Here is a 15,752-nt window from a genome sequence, read left to right as displayed (position 1 = left end):
TCGTTCTCAATTTCAGCCTGTGACAAAACAAAAGCGGAGGGCGTTTTTTCGCTCTCCGCTTGGTCGATGGTTTCGATTTGCTGGGCTTCGGTGGGGATGTGGGCATCAAAGAAACTTAACTGTAAATCAATTCCATCAGCACCAGTTCCTCTGCCTGCGCTTTCAGGCTGTTCATGTGCTGCACCCATTCCATTTGCCGGTTCTCCTTGTCCGGGGCCGGGGTCTGTTTCAGAAGCTGCTCCATGGTCTGCTGCATCCGGCTCTCTGCCGTCTGCTCCACTTCCATCAGGTGCGGGTACAGGCTCCCGTTCAGGAGCATCGTGTTGTACAGCACCGGGCGATGGTCTTTCAGGTACGTCCGGCGCAGCCTGCCGTATTTGCCCAGCGGCTTCCGGGGCTGGGTCAAAGTCAGGTTCGGGAGCTGGTAGTCCCCGACGGTCGAGTAGGTCACGTTCCTGCTGTTCATATTCATATTGGCTCCTTTCTGCATTGCGGCGGCGGATGGTGGTTTTTACGGTGCGCTCAATTTGGCGTAAGACCTCCCGGCTCATGTCGCTGACGGCTGCGCCGAGGGCGTAGACACTATCCGGGGTGGAGAAATTGTAGACTGCCTGAAAATCGTCCTTGTCGAACCACCCGGCAGGCTCAAACCCGCAGCGTTCCAGCAGCGTGTAGGTGACGCTGATTGCAGCAGCGCTTTTGAACTGTATCTCCACCCCGGCATCATCATAATCCATCAAGAGCGACCCGTCAACGATGGCACGGATATCGCCACCATTGTTGTCCCAGTAATCCGCCACCAGCTTCCCGGCAACATCCGCAAGCTGCTGGCTGACACGCTCTCCGCTGATGCCGTAGGTGGCGGCGAGCATTTCTGAAACCGGCTGTTTCAGGTCATCGTTGTACTGCCACAGGTCGGGGTCACGGGAATTACGGCGCACCCCGGTGTCCGACACATCGAAAACGTAGTGCAGGCGGGGAAATCCGCTGGATTCGTCTAGCAGAGCGATACCCTTGGAGCCGCGCCGGACATACCGGTTCATGCGGTTGTTCCAGACGTCGTAATCGGCGCAGGCTGTGGCATCGGGTCGCTGAGCGTAGATCATCAACTGGTCTGCAAAGGGATACTTGTACAGCCGGGATGCGGTTGTCAGGTAGTCCGTCCAGCTTTCCCAGTACCGGGTCAAGCCGTTGGCCGTGCGCTGGGCGAGGGCAAGGTATTCTTCGGTTTTGCTTGGCATTTTGGCCTCCTTCTTCAGATTTTAGGGTATAAAAATAGCGAGCAACCGTTTTAGGGTTGCCCGCAAGGGATGTAATAAAGATCGATTATTATTCAAACTTTTTATGACACTTTGGGCACTCTTTAGGGATTGGTCTATAACCAACAAGCGAGCAGCCACAATAAGGACATTTCATCATAATGAGATGATATACAATGCCGCCAATAACAACTATTGCACCGATTAACAGGCACAGGTTGATTTTGTACTCCTTTGTTGTCATTGCGCCTATTACCACGAGCAATATTCCTGTTACCAAGATGAGACAAGAAATGAAAGCGTGCTTTTGCGGGCTGTTGTTTTTCATATGGTCACGTTCCTTTGTCAAATTCCGAGTTGTCGAATTGAGCATATTACATAAGCGAACACTCCAACCCTACAGCTCGGTTTCCACTGCAAGCTGCTCCTGCTTCTCTTTTTCGTCAGCGATTTGGACATCAACATCTTCGCGCATCTTTTTCAGAAGTGCGAGGACACGCTTGATCTGGCCCTTGGTGTTCTCTACACGGCTCTGTGCCTGATTGATGTGATCCAGAACTGCCCAGTCTGCAAAGAGGCCGTCAAAGAAGAAATCCGCAAATTTCAAAAAGCTGTCCACCGTAACCTGAAGGTCTGCGGTGATCTCAACATCAGCAAGCTCAGTTTTGAACCGCCGCAGTTCCACTTGAAGCTGTTCGATTTGTTCCTGCGCATCGTCCAGTTCCGCATACTTGGCGAGATCCACCCCTAGACCACCGCCCATTACGTCCCATGTACTCCAGCCCTCGGCATTGTCGAGGGTTTCGAGAACTTCATTGACCGTGTGCAAGGCAGTCTTTCCGGCGTTGATGGCTTCCAGCAGCTCCCGCTTTTGGACTTTCAGTGCGGCAATGCGGCTTTCGCTTTCCGCAATCTGCTGTGCGGCAGGGTGGGCAGAGGCTTTGATGCTTTTGATTTTTTCGGAAAGAGCAGCTTGATACTGACTTTCGCAATCGGACAGCCGTGCCAGTCTATTTTGAATCTGCTCCAAGTCGGCATCAACGGAAGAAAGGTCATGGAGAGCAGCATCGTACTTAACACGGGCTGCATAGGCTTCCTGCCGTTCCTTGTCCAGCTTCTCATCCATCTTTCCGATGACCTGATAGAAAAATGCGGCAAGGCTGTGTCCCTCCAGACGGTCCACATCAGCCTGCTCTGCCAGCTTGGATTTTTCCAGCTTTTTCAGGCGGTCAGCAAGCGTATCTCTCTGGGCGGTCAGTTCTTTCTGTTTTGCTTCGCAGCTTTTCTTTTCAGCGACCTGCTGCCAAAGTTCTTTCAACGTAGAATCACTCATATGGAATGTCCTTTCCCGGCATTACGGCTCTTCGTTCAGAAGCTGGTTCAAAAAATGCTGCCGATTATTTACAAATGTTTTGGTGATAACGTAGCTGTCCGTATCTTCATACTGACAAGGATGAATCGTGCCATTGTCGAAGCTAAAAATTTCAGCATCAGGCATTCCGAGGAGAATGGGTGAATGTGATACGATAATGAATTGCGCCCCTTCTTGGGCACACCGATAAATGTTGATCAGTAACGTGAGCTGCCGCTGCGGGGATAAAGCGGCTTCCGGCTCGTCAAAAATATAGACTCCATCTGCACCCATGTAGTCCTGCGCAATGGCGAGGAAACTTTCACCGTGTGATTTTTGGTGATAGCCTTTGGAGGGATGATCGTCATCGGAATAGTCGATTTCCTTGGTGGCTACATTATAGAAACTCTCTGCTCGGAGAAAATACCCGAACTTTGGTCTGCGATACCCCTTGGAAATCGTCATAGCCTCACATAGTTCCGAATGGGAGTTGTATGTGGAAAATGAATAGTTCTTCGTTCCACCCTCTGCGTTGAAGCCGTAAGCAACAGCGATTGCTTCCAGAAGCGTAGATTTTCCACTTCCATTTTCGCCAACAAAGAACGTAATGGGCTTATGGAATGTAAAAGTGTCGATTCCACTGATGGCAGGAATCTGACGAACATAATTGTATGGGCGAACTCTGTTCCAGTCGATGGTCAGCCCTTGGATAAATAGATCGTTCATACAGCACTCCTTACTATATAGTGTAGGAGAACACTTAGTTCCGCTCAAACCCAAGATAGCGGGTGCCCTGAAAACTCAGCTTTCCGATGTCGCCCTGCACGAGCAGACCATAATCGCTTCCGTCCACTTCAAATTCCATCCGGTCTCCGCTTTCTACCTGAAAGGTCACATAATAGGAAGTGTAGGTGCTGGTTCTATATCCATGTGCACCAGACAAATCTCCAGCATTTGCAGTGTCGGAATGCGAAATATCAGTTCGCTTTGCTACTACTGCTGCCGGAATAGATAGACGGGGTGAGTGATTGTTTTTGTTCCATGTGCGAAGATTTGAAATCAGCGTAAAAATAAATAGACACATCAATCCGAAAAAGATAAGTGGGAATACTATGCTGAACACAGCGTTAAACCAGCCAAAAAACATATTACTCCTCCAGAATTTCTTCCAGCAGCTCTTTTATATCGTCCAGAAAAGATTCTTCTCCGAGGGTGTTCACCTTGAAGAACACCGCTTGACTGCCTCCTGCGGTGATGGCAGACAGCCGAACCGGACTGTCCGCATTCTGGAACATGGTCAGAGTCAGACTCAGGCGGTTGCCGCCCATCATGCTGTACCGTTCAAACACCCGGACACTGCACCGAGCATCGCCCTCTTTGAAATCACTGCCTGCCTCCAAATCTGCAGACCAACTGCTGTCTGGAATTTCATTTTCCAGCTTCCGAAGCAACTTGTCAAAGTTTTTGTTTCGGATGGTCTTTTCAAAGATTGCCATAATGGTTCCTCCGTTCTGACAATAAAATTCAGTCCCTTAATCTTGATACGAGCAGAGCCACGGGAAAATTGCGGAGAAATCGCTTGAAAAGAGGATTTTTGTCTGATTTGATTATAGCATATCTTTTGGAAGAACAAAATACTTTATGTACGCCGCCCGCAGGCGGCAAAAATCAGTCCGGGGGAAATTCCAGTTCGGCAAACTCCGCATCGGTCAGCAGCTTCAGCTTTTCGATAACACCCTCCGACAGTTCCCGCAGGGCGGTTTCATCGGGCATCAGGTAGCACTGCATGAGCCGCAGTTCGTGGACAAGCCCCATCCGGGTGCCGGTGTTGTAGAGCATCATCAGCATCAGTTCCTCATGGTTAAAGTTCATGTTCAGCCCTCACTTTCCGGCATACCGTGGGATTGCACTCCGGGGCATCGCACTTTTCCTTTAGATTCATCAGCACCGAAGGGCGTTCCGGCTGCTTGTCCAGAAACCCCGGCAGTTCCTTGAAGCCGATGCTGTCCACATAATGCACAGATATCTCGCCATTGCGTTTGAGTGCAATCACATCGCTGACGGACAGGCTGTGCCCCTCAAAATCCTGCGGACGGGAGAGGTTGAACATCTGAAACAGCTCTTCCAAAACCTCGTCGCTCGGCACATCCTGCCACATGGCGGGCAGATCAGCATAGTAGGTGACCTCGTAATGCTCCGGGTCGGGCGTTTTGCCTCGACGATTCAACTCCCGCATAGAAGCAAATCTTTCATCGAAGATTTTTTCGTCATGCCGTAGCTGCATCACCATATAAACATCGCACCCTGCGTTCAGAAACTTCTGCGGGATGTCCGTCATGGGTTCACCGTCAAAATTCTGGTTCCATTTTTGCTGCATCGTCCACCTCACAGTTCTGGCGCAGAACGTGCAGAGGATTTTGGCGCAGACGTATCACTTGCCAGTTCTGCCAGCTTTTCCAGTGTGGAAGGGCGATGGTCTGCACTCAGTTCCTCGGCTTCCGCAACTTTATCCATGACTGCATCGTAGTCCTGCAGTAGCCGCCGACCCTTTTCCATGTGGTGTGCTTCCAGAATCTGCTCACGGGCTTCCTGAATGGTCAGTTCCGGGGCATCTAGCTGCCCACCGTCCATTACGGAATAATCACTGTGGTAAATAGTGTAGTTCCAGCCGTCCTCACAGGACTGGATAGCAAGATAGCCCTTGCCGCCCAGTTCCCATGCAGCCTGCTCGTCCTGTGTCTGAATTTCGGGGTAGAAGTCTGCATGGTTTCGTTCCATGACCTCGGCAAACTGGCAGATGTGGAACACATTGCCCAAACCGCCCATGTCAAAGTGGTAATCATCCAGATGTTCCAGCCGTGCCGTAAAGCTGCGCCCATCCGGGTAATCCACCTGTACAACTCCGCCATCGGGAATGCGGTAGAGGTCGTCATAGTGGCTGTTGATGAGACGAATATCCTTCGGCAGCGTTTCAGGCTCCCAGATGCGCCGTCTGCCGATACCAGCTTGCGGGATGTTTTCGAGGATCTTTACGCTTTCCTGTTGGATGGCCTTGCGGTCATCGTCCGAAAGTTCAAACAGATACCAGTTCCGGGCAGCAGGAATGGCGTTCCTGCCATCGGGCGGCAGGTTCTTTTCCGAGATCTGCCCGCTTTCCAGCGGCTCACCAGTTACCTTGTTATAAGTGGCAAAGCCGACCCCTGCACCGTTTTCTCGGAGATGCAGATAGCGTTCATCGTTGATAAGGTAGACCGCTTCTTTTATCTGCTCCATCAGCATCCACCTTCAAATTCCAGCGAAAACTTGCTGCGGCCATCGGGTTCAGTGCTCAGCAGGACGGTGGCGTTGTAGGTCTTGCCCTTGGCGCTCTTGCAGTCCTTCAGCCGGACACGGCCATCCCGCAGCAGCTTGTCCGCCATTCGGCCATCCAAACGCTTGCCCAGACGCTTAAAGAACGCATTGTCCTTCCACAGCACGAAACGGCAAGGGTTGGATTCACAGAACCAGCCTTTTTCACGCTCTACAACATTTGCACCGCAATTCGGGCAGACACCAATGATTTTGTTTTTCATAAGCGCATTCACTCCTTTTTTCATTTCCGTGTTCTTTACCAGTTCGGTAATCATCGTATTGATCTCGGTCATAAATTCACCCGGCTCCATTTCGCCACGCTCGATTTGCAGCAGCTTTGTTTCCCAATCGGCGGTCATTTCCGGGGATTGGATTTCTTCGGGCATCACGGTGATGAGGGCTTTGCCCTTATCCGTGGGCAGCAGCACCTTGGTTTTCTTGTTGCCCTTCCGCTCCAGAAAGCCCTTCTGCACCAGTTTTTCGATGGTGGCGGCTCTGGTTGCCGGGGTGCCGATGCCCTGACGTTCCACACACTCCGGCATACTGTCTGCACTAGCGGTTTCCATCGCATGAAGTAGAAGGTCCTCGGTAAAGTGTTTCGGCGGGGACGTTTGACCCTCTTTCAGTTCGGCACCGGCAACGCTACACTGGCTCTGCTCCTGAACATCGGGCAAAACAGCCTGTTCTTTCTGCTTGCCCAGCATTTTCCGCTCCACAGTTTTCCATCCCTCGGACAGCGCAACTTTGCCTTTTGCGGTAAATTTTTCACCTGCGCAGATGGTGATAATCGAGGTTTCTGCATAGCAGTAAGGCTCACCCACGGCGCAGAGCAGCCGTGCAGCAATCAGCCGCAGGATATTCCGCTCCCCGGCAGGGAGGGCAGCAAGGGCTGCTTTTGCCATGCTTTTCGTGGGCAGCAGCGCATGGTGGTCGGTGACTTTGCTGCCATTGATGACCTGCTGCACATGGATAGGAAGCTGTTCTTCCACGGCAAACGCCTTGCCCGTGTCCGTCACCAGTCCCGGCAGGGATGCCGCAATATCTTCCGTCAAAAATCGGCTGTCCGTGCGGGGGTAGGTGATGAGCCGTTTTTCGTAAAGACTTTGGGCATAATCCAAGGTCTGCTGTGCCGTAAATCCCAGCAGACGGTTTGCATCCCTCTGCAATGCGGTAAGGTCGTAGAGCTGCGGTGGGCTTTCGGATTTCTCCTTGCGCTCCATCTTCTGTACCGTAACGCGCCCCTCCTTTCGACATTTGGAAAGCAGCAGTTCGGCATCCGCTTTCTGGGCAAACCGCTTGCTGGATGCGGTGCCGCCGTCCGCAAGGGTAAGGGCAACCGTGTAGAATTTCTCCGGCACAAAGGCGGCAATGGCAGCTTCCCGCACCACCGTCATGGCAAGTACTGGGGTCATAACACGCCCCACCGCCAAAGGCTGACCGTACAGGCACGAAAAAAGCCGGGAAGCGTTGATGCCGACCATCCAATCGGCGCGTTCCCGGCAGCGTGCTGCGTTGTACAGCGCATCATATTCAGTTGACGGTTTGAGGTGAGCAAAGCCTTCCCGGATGGCGTTTTCCTCCATGCTGGACAGCCATAGGCGAGAAAAGGGCTTTTTGCAGCCTGCTTGCTGATACACCAAGCGGAAGATCAGTTCTCCCTCCCGGCCGGAATCGCAACTGTTCACGATGCTGTCTACATCCGGGCGTTGCATCAACTTTTGCAGGATGCCAAACTGTTTTTTCGTGCTGGCAGACACCAGATACTGCCACTTTTGCGGCAGGATAGGCAAATCGGCGATGCTCCACTTGACGTATTTGGCATCGTAGACATTGGGCGGTGCCAGTTCCACCAAGTGCCCTACGCACCAGCTTACCAGATAACCGTTGCCCTCAAGGTAGCCATCCTGACGGTTGGTGGCACCGAGGACTTTAGCGTAAGCCATAGCAACGGACGGCTTTTCCGTCACGATCAATTTAGCGATAATAACCCCTCCAATCTGTTTTGAATTGCAATATGTAGGCGGCAAAACGCCGCCTTAAAATCAGATGGGTTCGGTATCCTCCTCGCCGGTGTCCTCAGGCTCATCCTCAGTGGGAATCTCAAAATCGCCCTTGTCCTCGGTGTAACCTGCATCGGGGTCAAGGGCTTCTTTTTCAGCCTGCTTTTTCTGCTTCTGCTTTGCGAAAGCGTAGAAGCCGCCGCCTGCCGCCAGCGCAATCAGCACGACCACGCCCAGAAAGCCGGATGCGATTTTTGTGACCTTGTTCTCCTTGGGCTGTTCCGTGCCGGATGCCGCTGCTTCTTCCGCTACTTTCTTGGCTTCTTCCTCGGCTTTCAGCTTATCCTGTTCCGCCTGCGCCGCTGCTTCTTTTTCAGCGGTATAAGCATCGGCAGCATCTTCCTCCATCAGAGCCAGAAGGTCGGCTTCGTCCACAAGGTTCATAAAGTGGACGGTCTGCTGCCCCTTGGCGTTGCGGTCAATCACCAGATAGAAAGTCGCACCCGACTTCGACACCAGCGTAATGAACTGTTGTCCGCTGCCATCGGAATAGTCGGTGTGGTAATCATCCACCAGCGTCAGGTTGCCCTCCGGGGTCAGGGCACCAGAGGTTTCGTCCGTGACGGTGACAACATCTTCCTCCACCACTTCCGGCAGAACAGGCTGCTCCACGGGGGCGGCTTCGCCCTCAAAGGCAAAAGCGGGAGCCGCCATGCCAGCGCACAGCGCCGCCGATACCAGCAGCGCACCCAGTTTCTTAATCTTCATCTGCATCGACCTCCTTCTCAAAAGTTGCACCCACGGCAGACAGCGCAGCCGGGTTCGGGGTAGTGGTGGCCGACTGCCGCAGCAGGGCGGCGAGCTGTTCCGGGGTCACATTCGCCGTGCGGACCATGTTGCTGACCTCAGCGGCTTCTTCCTCCTGAATCCGACGTTCCAAAACCGCAATGCGGTTGTTCAGCTTGATGCGGCGCTCCTGCTCTTTCTTGAGCGTTGCCCGCAGCTTGTCCAATTTTTCGCTCATAAAACTCCTCCAATCATTTTGAAAGCCGTCCGAACCCAGCGAGATGCTTCTCCCAGTAGGACGAGTGAATGTTTGCGTACTTGATAGGGTCTCCGGCACTAACCATCATGCCGTTGCCCAGATAGATTCCGGTATGGCTCATGCCGGGGGTGTCGTAGGTTCCTTTGAAAAAGACCAGATCACCGGGCTTTGCTTCGGCCTCGCTGATGTGCTGGCTCTTGTTCCACAAACCGTTGGCGGTGGTGCGCCCCACATCGTAGCCGTTCTGGTTGTAGACCCAGCAGACATAACCGCTGCAATCGAACCCGGTTTCCGGGGTAGAACCGCCCCAGACGTAGGGCGTACCGACGTATTTCTTTGCTTCGGCGTAGATTTTGGAAAATTCTTCGTCAGTCAGGGCTTCTGCCGGAACCTGATAATCAATACCCGGTGCGCCGGAGCCATCCGAACCACCGGGCGGCAATCCGCCGTTGAATAGATAAGGTCTACCGCCCAAGGTATCTTGGAAAATCTCGTAACGTTTCCATTGGTCGTTATTCAGTTCTTCCCGAATGACCACTTCCAAGCCACGGTTCACCAGCTTGGTGTGGAAGATGCGGTACTCGTAGGGCACCTGCGTGGGGACTGGGATTCCTGCGGGAGTCATGACCCACACAGTCATATACCGGGTCTGCACCTCTACCCATGTGGTCAGCTTGTACTGCTTTTTGAAGGTCTCCTTCAATTTTCCTTGTACCTCGCTGCGGGTGTAGTCATCATACAAGGTGGTCAGGAACGAAGTGAGCTGCCACGGGTCATGCTCGATGGGGTCGAGATGGTACTGGTACTCGTTGTAGCCGGGATGGTCGGTAGGGGTGCGCTTGATCTTTTTATCCAACTCCTTCTCCAGTTTCTTGTAGTCCTGCTCTGCACCGCGGATGTCCCTGTCCTCGGCGGAGTACATGGTCTGCCCGGACACCTGTGTGCCGCCGGAAAAGAGGATGCCGCAGGAGGAAAAGCCTGACATCACCATGAGGATGAGCAAAAGAAAAACTCCCACGATCACCAGAACGTGTGCGTTGCCCTTGGCGGCATTCATCAGCCCCTTTACGGCAGTGCTGACGGCGGTTTTACCTTTTTCTACGGCTTGTTCCACGCCGGACCGGGCAGCAGATGCACCGTTGGATGCCGCCTTGCCGCCTGCGGTCTGCGCCGCCGTGCCCGACCGGGCGGCGGCATAGTAGCTCTGCCGGATGTCCTGTTTCTGCCGCCACCGGGAAAGCCAGTTGGAGCCGCCCTCGCCGGTGCCAGATGCACCTGCATCTTGTGCCGCAGTCGGCTTCGATGCAGAAGATCTTGCGGTTTTGGAGCCTTTCTTGCCCTGCATCTTGGCTTTCTTTTTCAGCTTCCGGGCATAGCGGCTTTTGGAAATATCACGGACATTTCCTGCCGCCTTTTCGCCCTCGCTCAACGCCTGCACACCGACGTTTTCATCCTCGTACTGTTCAACCTCCCGATGCACCGCAGACCGGGCGGCATTGGCGGCGTACATTTCCCGCTTCTGCGCCTTGCTCAATCGGCTCAACTCGTCCGGGGTCAGTTCCGCCTTGCCAAACCGCAGGTGCTGGGCTTTCTCTGCCGCCTTTTCCGCATCGGTTTTCAGCTTTTTCTTTTTGGGCACCGACTGCTCCACCTTGGCTTTTTTCGGGGGAGAACGGGTCTTTTTTGCGGACGTTTCCTCTTTGATGTTCAGCTTCGGTTCACTCATTTCTGCGCGCCCTCCGAGACTTCACCCAACTTGGTGGTCATAATGCGGTAGAGTTCCAGATCGGTGGGGAAACGGTCCACAAACGGCAGAATGACATTGCCGAAAAACAGCAGCCCTTCGCCCTCGCCAGAGTGGGTCACATAGGAAAGCTGGTGGGGCGAGATGTTGAGCTGCTTTGCGAGAATTTGCCGGTCTCCCGCCGCCTGATTCAGCATGATGATCATGTCTGAATTTTCAAAAATATTCTCGACCTCACGCGAAGAAAGGAGGTCTTTGACGTTCTGCGTTAATCCGGTCGGGATACCGCCCCACTTACGGAAACGCTTCCAGATTTCCACAGAGTAAGCGGCGGTCTGCTCCTCTTTCAGCAAAAGGTGCATCTCATCCATATAATACCGGGTGGACTTTCCGCTGCTGCGGTTTGCCGTGACACGCCCCCACACTTGATCCTGCACAATGAGCATACCGAGTTTCTTCATCTGCTTGCCCAGTTCCTTGATGTCGTAGCAGACGATGCGGTTATTGACGTTCACATTCGTGCGATGGTTGAACAGGTTCAGACTACCCTTGACGTAGATCTCCAGTGCGGTGGCAACATGGTGGGATTCTTTCTCGTCCTGTTGGAGCAGGGCGTTGTATAAGTCCTCAAGAATGGGCATATTCTCCGGGCAGGGGTCCGCAAAATATTTGCGGTAAATCAAATGCACACAGCGGTCAATGACGGTTTTCTCCACCGGCAGCAGCCCTTCTTTGCCGCCCACCACCAGTTCACACAAAGAAAGAATAAAGTCAGCTTTCAGGGAAAGCGGGTTATCTTCCTCGGAGTAGTTGGCATTGATGTCCATGGGGTTGATGAACTGGGTACTGTTGGGGCTGATTTTGATGACCTGACCCTTCAAACGATTCACCAGCGGCGAGTAATCGGCTGGGTCAGCGATGTTACCACCGCCTTCCCGCCTAAGAACCGTACGTGACAGTTTCCCGTCATACGGCTCAAGCATTTCATCACTTCTTCAAGCGGTTCTCAGCATAAATACGCTGACAGGTGCAATGAACGTAGCGCATATTGCGAACATCTTCCATGCCAGCCTTTGCCTTTGGTGCAAGGTAGAAGATTTCTCTTTCTTCCGTTACATCCATCGGCATTCCGCAGTGGTAGCACAGTCCGTTCTGTTTTTTCCAAATCATCTTGAATTTTCCAGTCAGCCGGTGCATTCCTTTATCGAATTTCCTTTTTTGGAAATACGCCTCATCGAGGAACGGATTTGCAGTAGCTTTTATCTTGGTATGTCGCACAATGACTGTGCTGTCCGCCCGTATCAGCTCCTTGTTTTCCGTAGAGAACACCCAGTTCCGATTACCGACACGATGCCAGTATCTCGTGGAAATCCACCACTTGTTCTTCTTTGGGTGCCGTCTTTTAGCCCATCGCCACAGCAGTTCGTACAGGACATAGTCCAGATGCGCGAACGCATCACTTGCGCATACGGACTGGTGGTAATTAGTCCAACCTCGAATTTGTTCATTCAACTTCATAATCAGAACATCTTGCTGCCACGCTTTTCCTCTGCGGAGAATCGTGTCAGAGATATTGGAAACGATAGCCTTAACCGCCTTTTGGGAAGGCTTGATAATCAGCTTTTCGTTATACTTTCTGAAGTTCCAGCCGAGGAAGTCGAAACCATCGTCAATGTTGGTGACAACGGTCTTTTCATCAGAAAGTTCCAATCCGCGTTCAGCGAGAAACTCTCGAATCAGCTCCTTTGCTTCAAGAGCCAGTTCAGGTGTTGCCGCTGTGACCACAAAATCGTCTGCATAGCGGACGAAGTTTACTTTGTGGGCATTCTTAAATCTTGAATCGACCTTACCGAGCGCGTTCGTGTGAAAGCGTTTGACCAGCTTCTTCTCGATACCATCCAGCGTCATGTTCGCCAGAATGGGGGAGATAATACCACCTTGCGGAGTTCCTTCCTCGGTAGGAAAGAGTTCGCGCTGATAGATAAATCCCGCCTTTAAGAACTGCTTCAAAATGTTCTTGTCCATGGGGATATTCGCCAGAAGCCAATCATGGCTGATATGGTCGAAGCAACCTTTGATGTCACCCTCCAAAACCCACTTCGGAGAAATGTGCTTGCGCGACAGTGCATTGAACAGATATTCGCAGGCATCCTGTGCGCATCTTCCTTTTCGGAAACCAAAGGATTTCCCATCTGCTGTTGTTTCCGCCACCGGCTCCAGTGCCAAAGCATAAAGAGCCTGCATTGCGCGGTCATACATCGTGGGAATCCCCAACGGACGTTTTTTCTTCTTGTCCTTCTTTTCGATATACACTCTACGGAGAGGACGTGCACGATACCTTTTATCTGTCAGCGATAGAGCCGCTGCCATTTTCTTCGCCGGAGTGTTCCAGAGAACACCATCTACACCGGGAGTTCTGCGCCCGTCGTTGGTTACGACACGCTTGACAGCCAGTGCTTTGGCGTAAAAGGAATGTGTCAGAAGATACTGAAGTCGTTTTACTGCGTTGTAGTCTTTTTGCTGAGTTGCCTTGACAATCCTGATTTGTAGCCTGTTGACTTCCCGCTCTGCCTTATGCCAATCAATGTTTTTCCATTGGGCACTCAACATAGCTTCGTCCGACAGCTTCTCAGAAGTTTTACCTTCCGTCGTTGAATACTTATCGTTCACAGGAATACCTCCAATCTTGCCATGAAATACCCGGAATAAGTCAGCACCCTTTCAGGTCAGGGCAAATTTTGAACCCCTATGCTCACCGTTACAGTGAACCTTTCGCTTTTTATTCCATCTCATACCCTCTGCGCCATTTCTTCCTCTTGCGAGGTCGATACCTTTGTTCAAGGAACGCATAGGGTTTTCCACGTTCCACGTAATGCATAATTCTCGAATGCCTTAGCCGCCATCTTTGAACCGGGAGGATTTGTGTCCATTTGCTTCGGGGTAGCGAAAGGCCCCTCGGCCACCTCCAACACCTTTTGGTGTAGGTGTATCAGCCTTATTTCACCTATTCCCTGTAACGATCCTTACGATGATTCACATTACGTTCGACATAGCATTCTTTACCCTAACAGTACATCCGCTTTAGGCTGGCAGATTTCCCATATTGTCCTGTGAGCTTCCCAACGCCGGCTTTTGACCAGTGCAGGTCACAGTAGGGTTACTCCAAATGGATAGAGCAGTGTTTATACACAATACATTACGCGACTTCGTGTCGCACCTCACATTCTGGGTCGCAGATGATAATATCATCGTCCGTCACCAGAAACGCATTGGCAATTTCACGCTTTGCTGAGAAACTTTTGCCCGAACCGGGAGTGCCGAGGATAAGTCCATTGGGATTTTTCAGCTTCTTCCGGTCCACCATGATAAGGTTGTTGGACAGGGCGTTCAGGCCGTAATACAGGCTTTCTTTGCCAGACTGGTAAAGTTCCTGTGTGGTGAACGGAATGAAGATGGCCGTGCTGCTGGTGGTCAGCCCTCGCTGAATTTCGATCTGACAGTCAGCCAGCGGCAGGCTGCTCATCAGCCCCTGCTCCTGCTGAAAGTCAAGGCGGCACAGGTTGCAGTTGTGCTTCTGTGCAATGCTGGATGCCTGAAAAACGTTGTTTTCCAGTTCCTGTTCCGTGCGCCCGGTGTTCAGCACCAGAAAGGTGACGAGGAACATCCGCTCGTTCTGGCTCTGCAATTCCTTCAGCAGGGCTTTTGCATCTCTGCCGTAGGTTGCCAAATCCGACGGAATGATGTCAATATCATATCCGGCACGGATTGCCTTCTTCTGTTCCTCGATCTTGCTGCGGTCCAGTTCGGTGATGGTGCGCTTGACCGTCTTGATAGCACGATTCTGATCGACACTCTGAATGTGCATGGTGACGATCTGGGACGAATCCATGTCCAGAAAATCCTTCAGAAGCTGGTCGCTGATGTCGGATGCCGTGATGCTCAGAAAGCTGGCGGCGCAAAAGATACCGCCCATCTGGAAGGTGCGGCTGTTCTTGAATGCAAAGGCGGTGGGTGCAATGGCATCCTTCACCGAAAGCCCACTTTTTACGAGGTCTTTCCAGTCGAAATGAAACTTGGATGCGCCGTCCATGTTGAACATATCGTGCATGAGTTTCAGCCGCTGGACACCGTTCAGGGGCTTTGCCTGCACCCCCAGTCGGTGAAAGTTGTTGAGCAAATCGTTTTGGATGTGGTCGAGCCGGGGCTTGACCTGCGCCATGCTTTCACCCTCCACACCAAAGGTGATGAACTTGGTCTTAGTCAGACCATTATTGCCCTTGGCAAGCTGCTGACGCAGCATTTGAGAATACTCGGCGCGAACATCGTCAAAGCCATCTTTCTGGTACGGGATGCGGATGCTCTTCTCAAACTCTGTGCTGTCCGTTGCCATGTTCACAAAGGACAGTTCAAACTTGATGGAGCTGTCGAAGAAGTTCAGAAAACTGCACCATTCCTCAAAAATCGCCGTCTTATCCTCCTGCTGGGCAAGCTGATAATTGATATCCTGATAGGCAATCGTCCGAGTATAATAGTTCGGCTTCACCCGGCAAGTGCCATCCTCGAACATCCGCTGCATGGGGATGGACTGCTGTGCTGTCCGGGGAACAGCAGACTTCGGCGGCTTTTTCTTGCCGCCCTTATCGGTCTTTTTCCAAAACGGCATTGGCTGACCCTCCTCTCATCAAAATCGCGTAGTAGTTGTTGGTCTTATAAGGTCGAATCTTCGGGCGCAAGAATCGCGCCTGAACATAGTGCGACAGCAGTTTTTCCAGCGGCTGACCATTTTTCTCGTACATACCCAGAAAAAATGCAGGCAGCATAACGGCCATCATGCCAAGGGTGGCGGCTGTGTTGCCGCCGGAATCCCGGAGAACAAAAAACAGCGGCACTCCAATGAGAGCCGCTGTGCCAAAGCAGACAAGCTGCCGTTTGGTCAGGTTGAACGCCACTTTGGATTTGACCTTGGTCAAATCACGGGGAACGGAAATATACGCAGCCAATA

16 protein-coding genes and 1 pseudogene are annotated in these 15,752 nt (G+C 52.2%); all 17 read right to left on the bottom strand.

What is annotated here, in order from left to right:
* Positions 1-115: 115 nt before the first annotated feature.
* Positions 116-472 carry a TnpV protein gene (locus tag ACNSPV_RS11235; protein WP_081028501.1) on the bottom strand — a complete coding sequence of 119 codons (357 nt, stop codon included), beginning with the start codon at positions 470-472 and terminating at the stop codon, positions 116-118.
* 857 nt (positions 473-1,329) lie between these two features.
* On the bottom strand, positions 1,330-1,587 hold the full coding sequence (locus ACNSPV_RS11230; protein WP_055187005.1) for a hypothetical protein: 258 nt from the start codon (positions 1,585-1,587) through the stop codon (positions 1,330-1,332).
* A gap of 69 nt (positions 1,588-1,656) precedes the next feature.
* Positions 1,657-2,592: a hypothetical protein gene (locus tag ACNSPV_RS11225; RefSeq protein WP_348583371.1), complete on the bottom strand. Its 936-nt coding sequence runs from the start codon at positions 2,590-2,592 to the stop codon at positions 1,657-1,659.
* 21 nt (positions 2,593-2,613) lie between these two features.
* On the bottom strand, positions 2,614-3,336 hold the full coding sequence (locus ACNSPV_RS11220; protein WP_055187003.1) for an AAA family ATPase: 723 nt from the start codon (positions 3,334-3,336) through the stop codon (positions 2,614-2,616).
* A gap of 34 nt (positions 3,337-3,370) precedes the next feature.
* Entirely contained in the window at positions 3,371-3,757 is a 387-nt protein-coding gene (locus ACNSPV_RS11215) for a DUF2500 domain-containing protein (RefSeq protein ID WP_055187002.1), read from the bottom strand.
* A gap of 1 nt (position 3,758) precedes the next feature.
* Positions 3,759-4,106 (bottom strand): DUF6054 family protein, encoded by a 348-nt coding sequence (locus ACNSPV_RS11210; protein WP_055187001.1) that lies wholly within the window; start codon positions 4,104-4,106, stop codon positions 3,759-3,761.
* A gap of 172 nt (positions 4,107-4,278) precedes the next feature.
* Positions 4,279-4,482: a transposon-transfer assisting family protein gene (locus ACNSPV_RS11205; protein WP_015536785.1), complete on the bottom strand. Its 204-nt coding sequence runs from the start codon at positions 4,480-4,482 to the stop codon at positions 4,279-4,281.
* Positions 4,472-4,987: a YodL domain-containing protein gene (locus ACNSPV_RS11200; RefSeq protein ID WP_055187000.1), complete on the bottom strand. Its 516-nt coding sequence runs from the start codon at positions 4,985-4,987 to the stop codon at positions 4,472-4,474. Before ACNSPV_RS11200 ends, ACNSPV_RS11205 begins: the two co-directional genes overlap by 11 nt.
* An 8-nt stretch (positions 4,988-4,995) precedes the next feature.
* Positions 4,996-5,883 carry an LPD16 domain-containing protein gene (locus tag ACNSPV_RS11195; RefSeq protein ID WP_156069794.1) on the bottom strand — a complete coding sequence of 296 codons (888 nt, stop codon included), beginning with the start codon at positions 5,881-5,883 and terminating at the stop codon, positions 4,996-4,998.
* Positions 5,883-7,904 carry a DNA topoisomerase 3 gene (locus ACNSPV_RS11190; protein WP_418268278.1) on the bottom strand — a complete coding sequence of 674 codons (2,022 nt, stop codon included), beginning with the start codon at positions 7,902-7,904 and terminating at the stop codon, positions 5,883-5,885. The genes ACNSPV_RS11195 and ACNSPV_RS11190 overlap by 1 nt, the downstream gene beginning before the upstream one ends.
* A gap of 99 nt (positions 7,905-8,003) precedes the next feature.
* On the bottom strand, positions 8,004-8,735 hold the full coding sequence (locus ACNSPV_RS11185; RefSeq protein ID WP_348583374.1) for a DUF4366 domain-containing protein: 732 nt from the start codon (positions 8,733-8,735) through the stop codon (positions 8,004-8,006).
* The gene (locus ACNSPV_RS11180) at positions 8,719-8,985 is read right to left on the bottom strand and encodes a DUF4315 family protein (protein WP_348583375.1); all 267 of its coding nucleotides are present in this window, start codon (positions 8,983-8,985) and stop codon (positions 8,719-8,721) included. The genes ACNSPV_RS11185 and ACNSPV_RS11180 overlap by 17 nt, the downstream gene beginning before the upstream one ends.
* A 13-nt stretch (positions 8,986-8,998) precedes the next feature.
* Positions 8,999-10,732 (bottom strand): CD1108 family mobile element protein, encoded by a 1,734-nt coding sequence (locus ACNSPV_RS11175; RefSeq protein ID WP_348583376.1) that lies wholly within the window; start codon positions 10,730-10,732, stop codon positions 8,999-9,001.
* On the bottom strand, positions 10,729-11,733 hold the full coding sequence (locus tag ACNSPV_RS11170) for a VirB4-like conjugal transfer ATPase, CD1110 family (protein ID WP_348583377.1): 1,005 nt from the start codon (positions 11,731-11,733) through the stop codon (positions 10,729-10,731). Before ACNSPV_RS11170 ends, ACNSPV_RS11175 begins: the two co-directional genes overlap by 4 nt.
* A 4-nt stretch (positions 11,734-11,737) precedes the next feature.
* On the bottom strand, positions 11,738-13,420 hold the full coding sequence (ltrA, locus tag ACNSPV_RS11165) for a group II intron reverse transcriptase/maturase (protein WP_348583378.1): 1,683 nt from the start codon (positions 13,418-13,420) through the stop codon (positions 11,738-11,740).
* A gap of 547 nt (positions 13,421-13,967) precedes the next feature.
* A pseudogene (locus ACNSPV_RS11160) lies at positions 13,968-15,413 on the bottom strand (VirB4-like conjugal transfer ATPase, CD1110 family); the annotation flags it as partial.
* Positions 15,388-15,750 carry a PrgI family protein gene (locus tag ACNSPV_RS11155; RefSeq protein WP_117527059.1) on the bottom strand — a complete coding sequence of 121 codons (363 nt, stop codon included), beginning with the start codon at positions 15,748-15,750 and terminating at the stop codon, positions 15,388-15,390. The gene ACNSPV_RS11155 and the pseudogene ACNSPV_RS11160, both read right to left, overlap by 26 nt.
* Positions 15,751-15,752 lie beyond the last annotated feature (2 nt).

It is taken from the genome of Faecalibacterium sp. 3 (genome assembly GCF_048323735.1).
Lineage (GTDB): Bacteria > Bacillota > Clostridia > Oscillospirales > Ruminococcaceae > Faecalibacterium > Faecalibacterium wellingii.
Note: the sequence above shows the minus strand (reverse complement) of the source record. Positions and strands in the feature narration are given on the sequence as shown.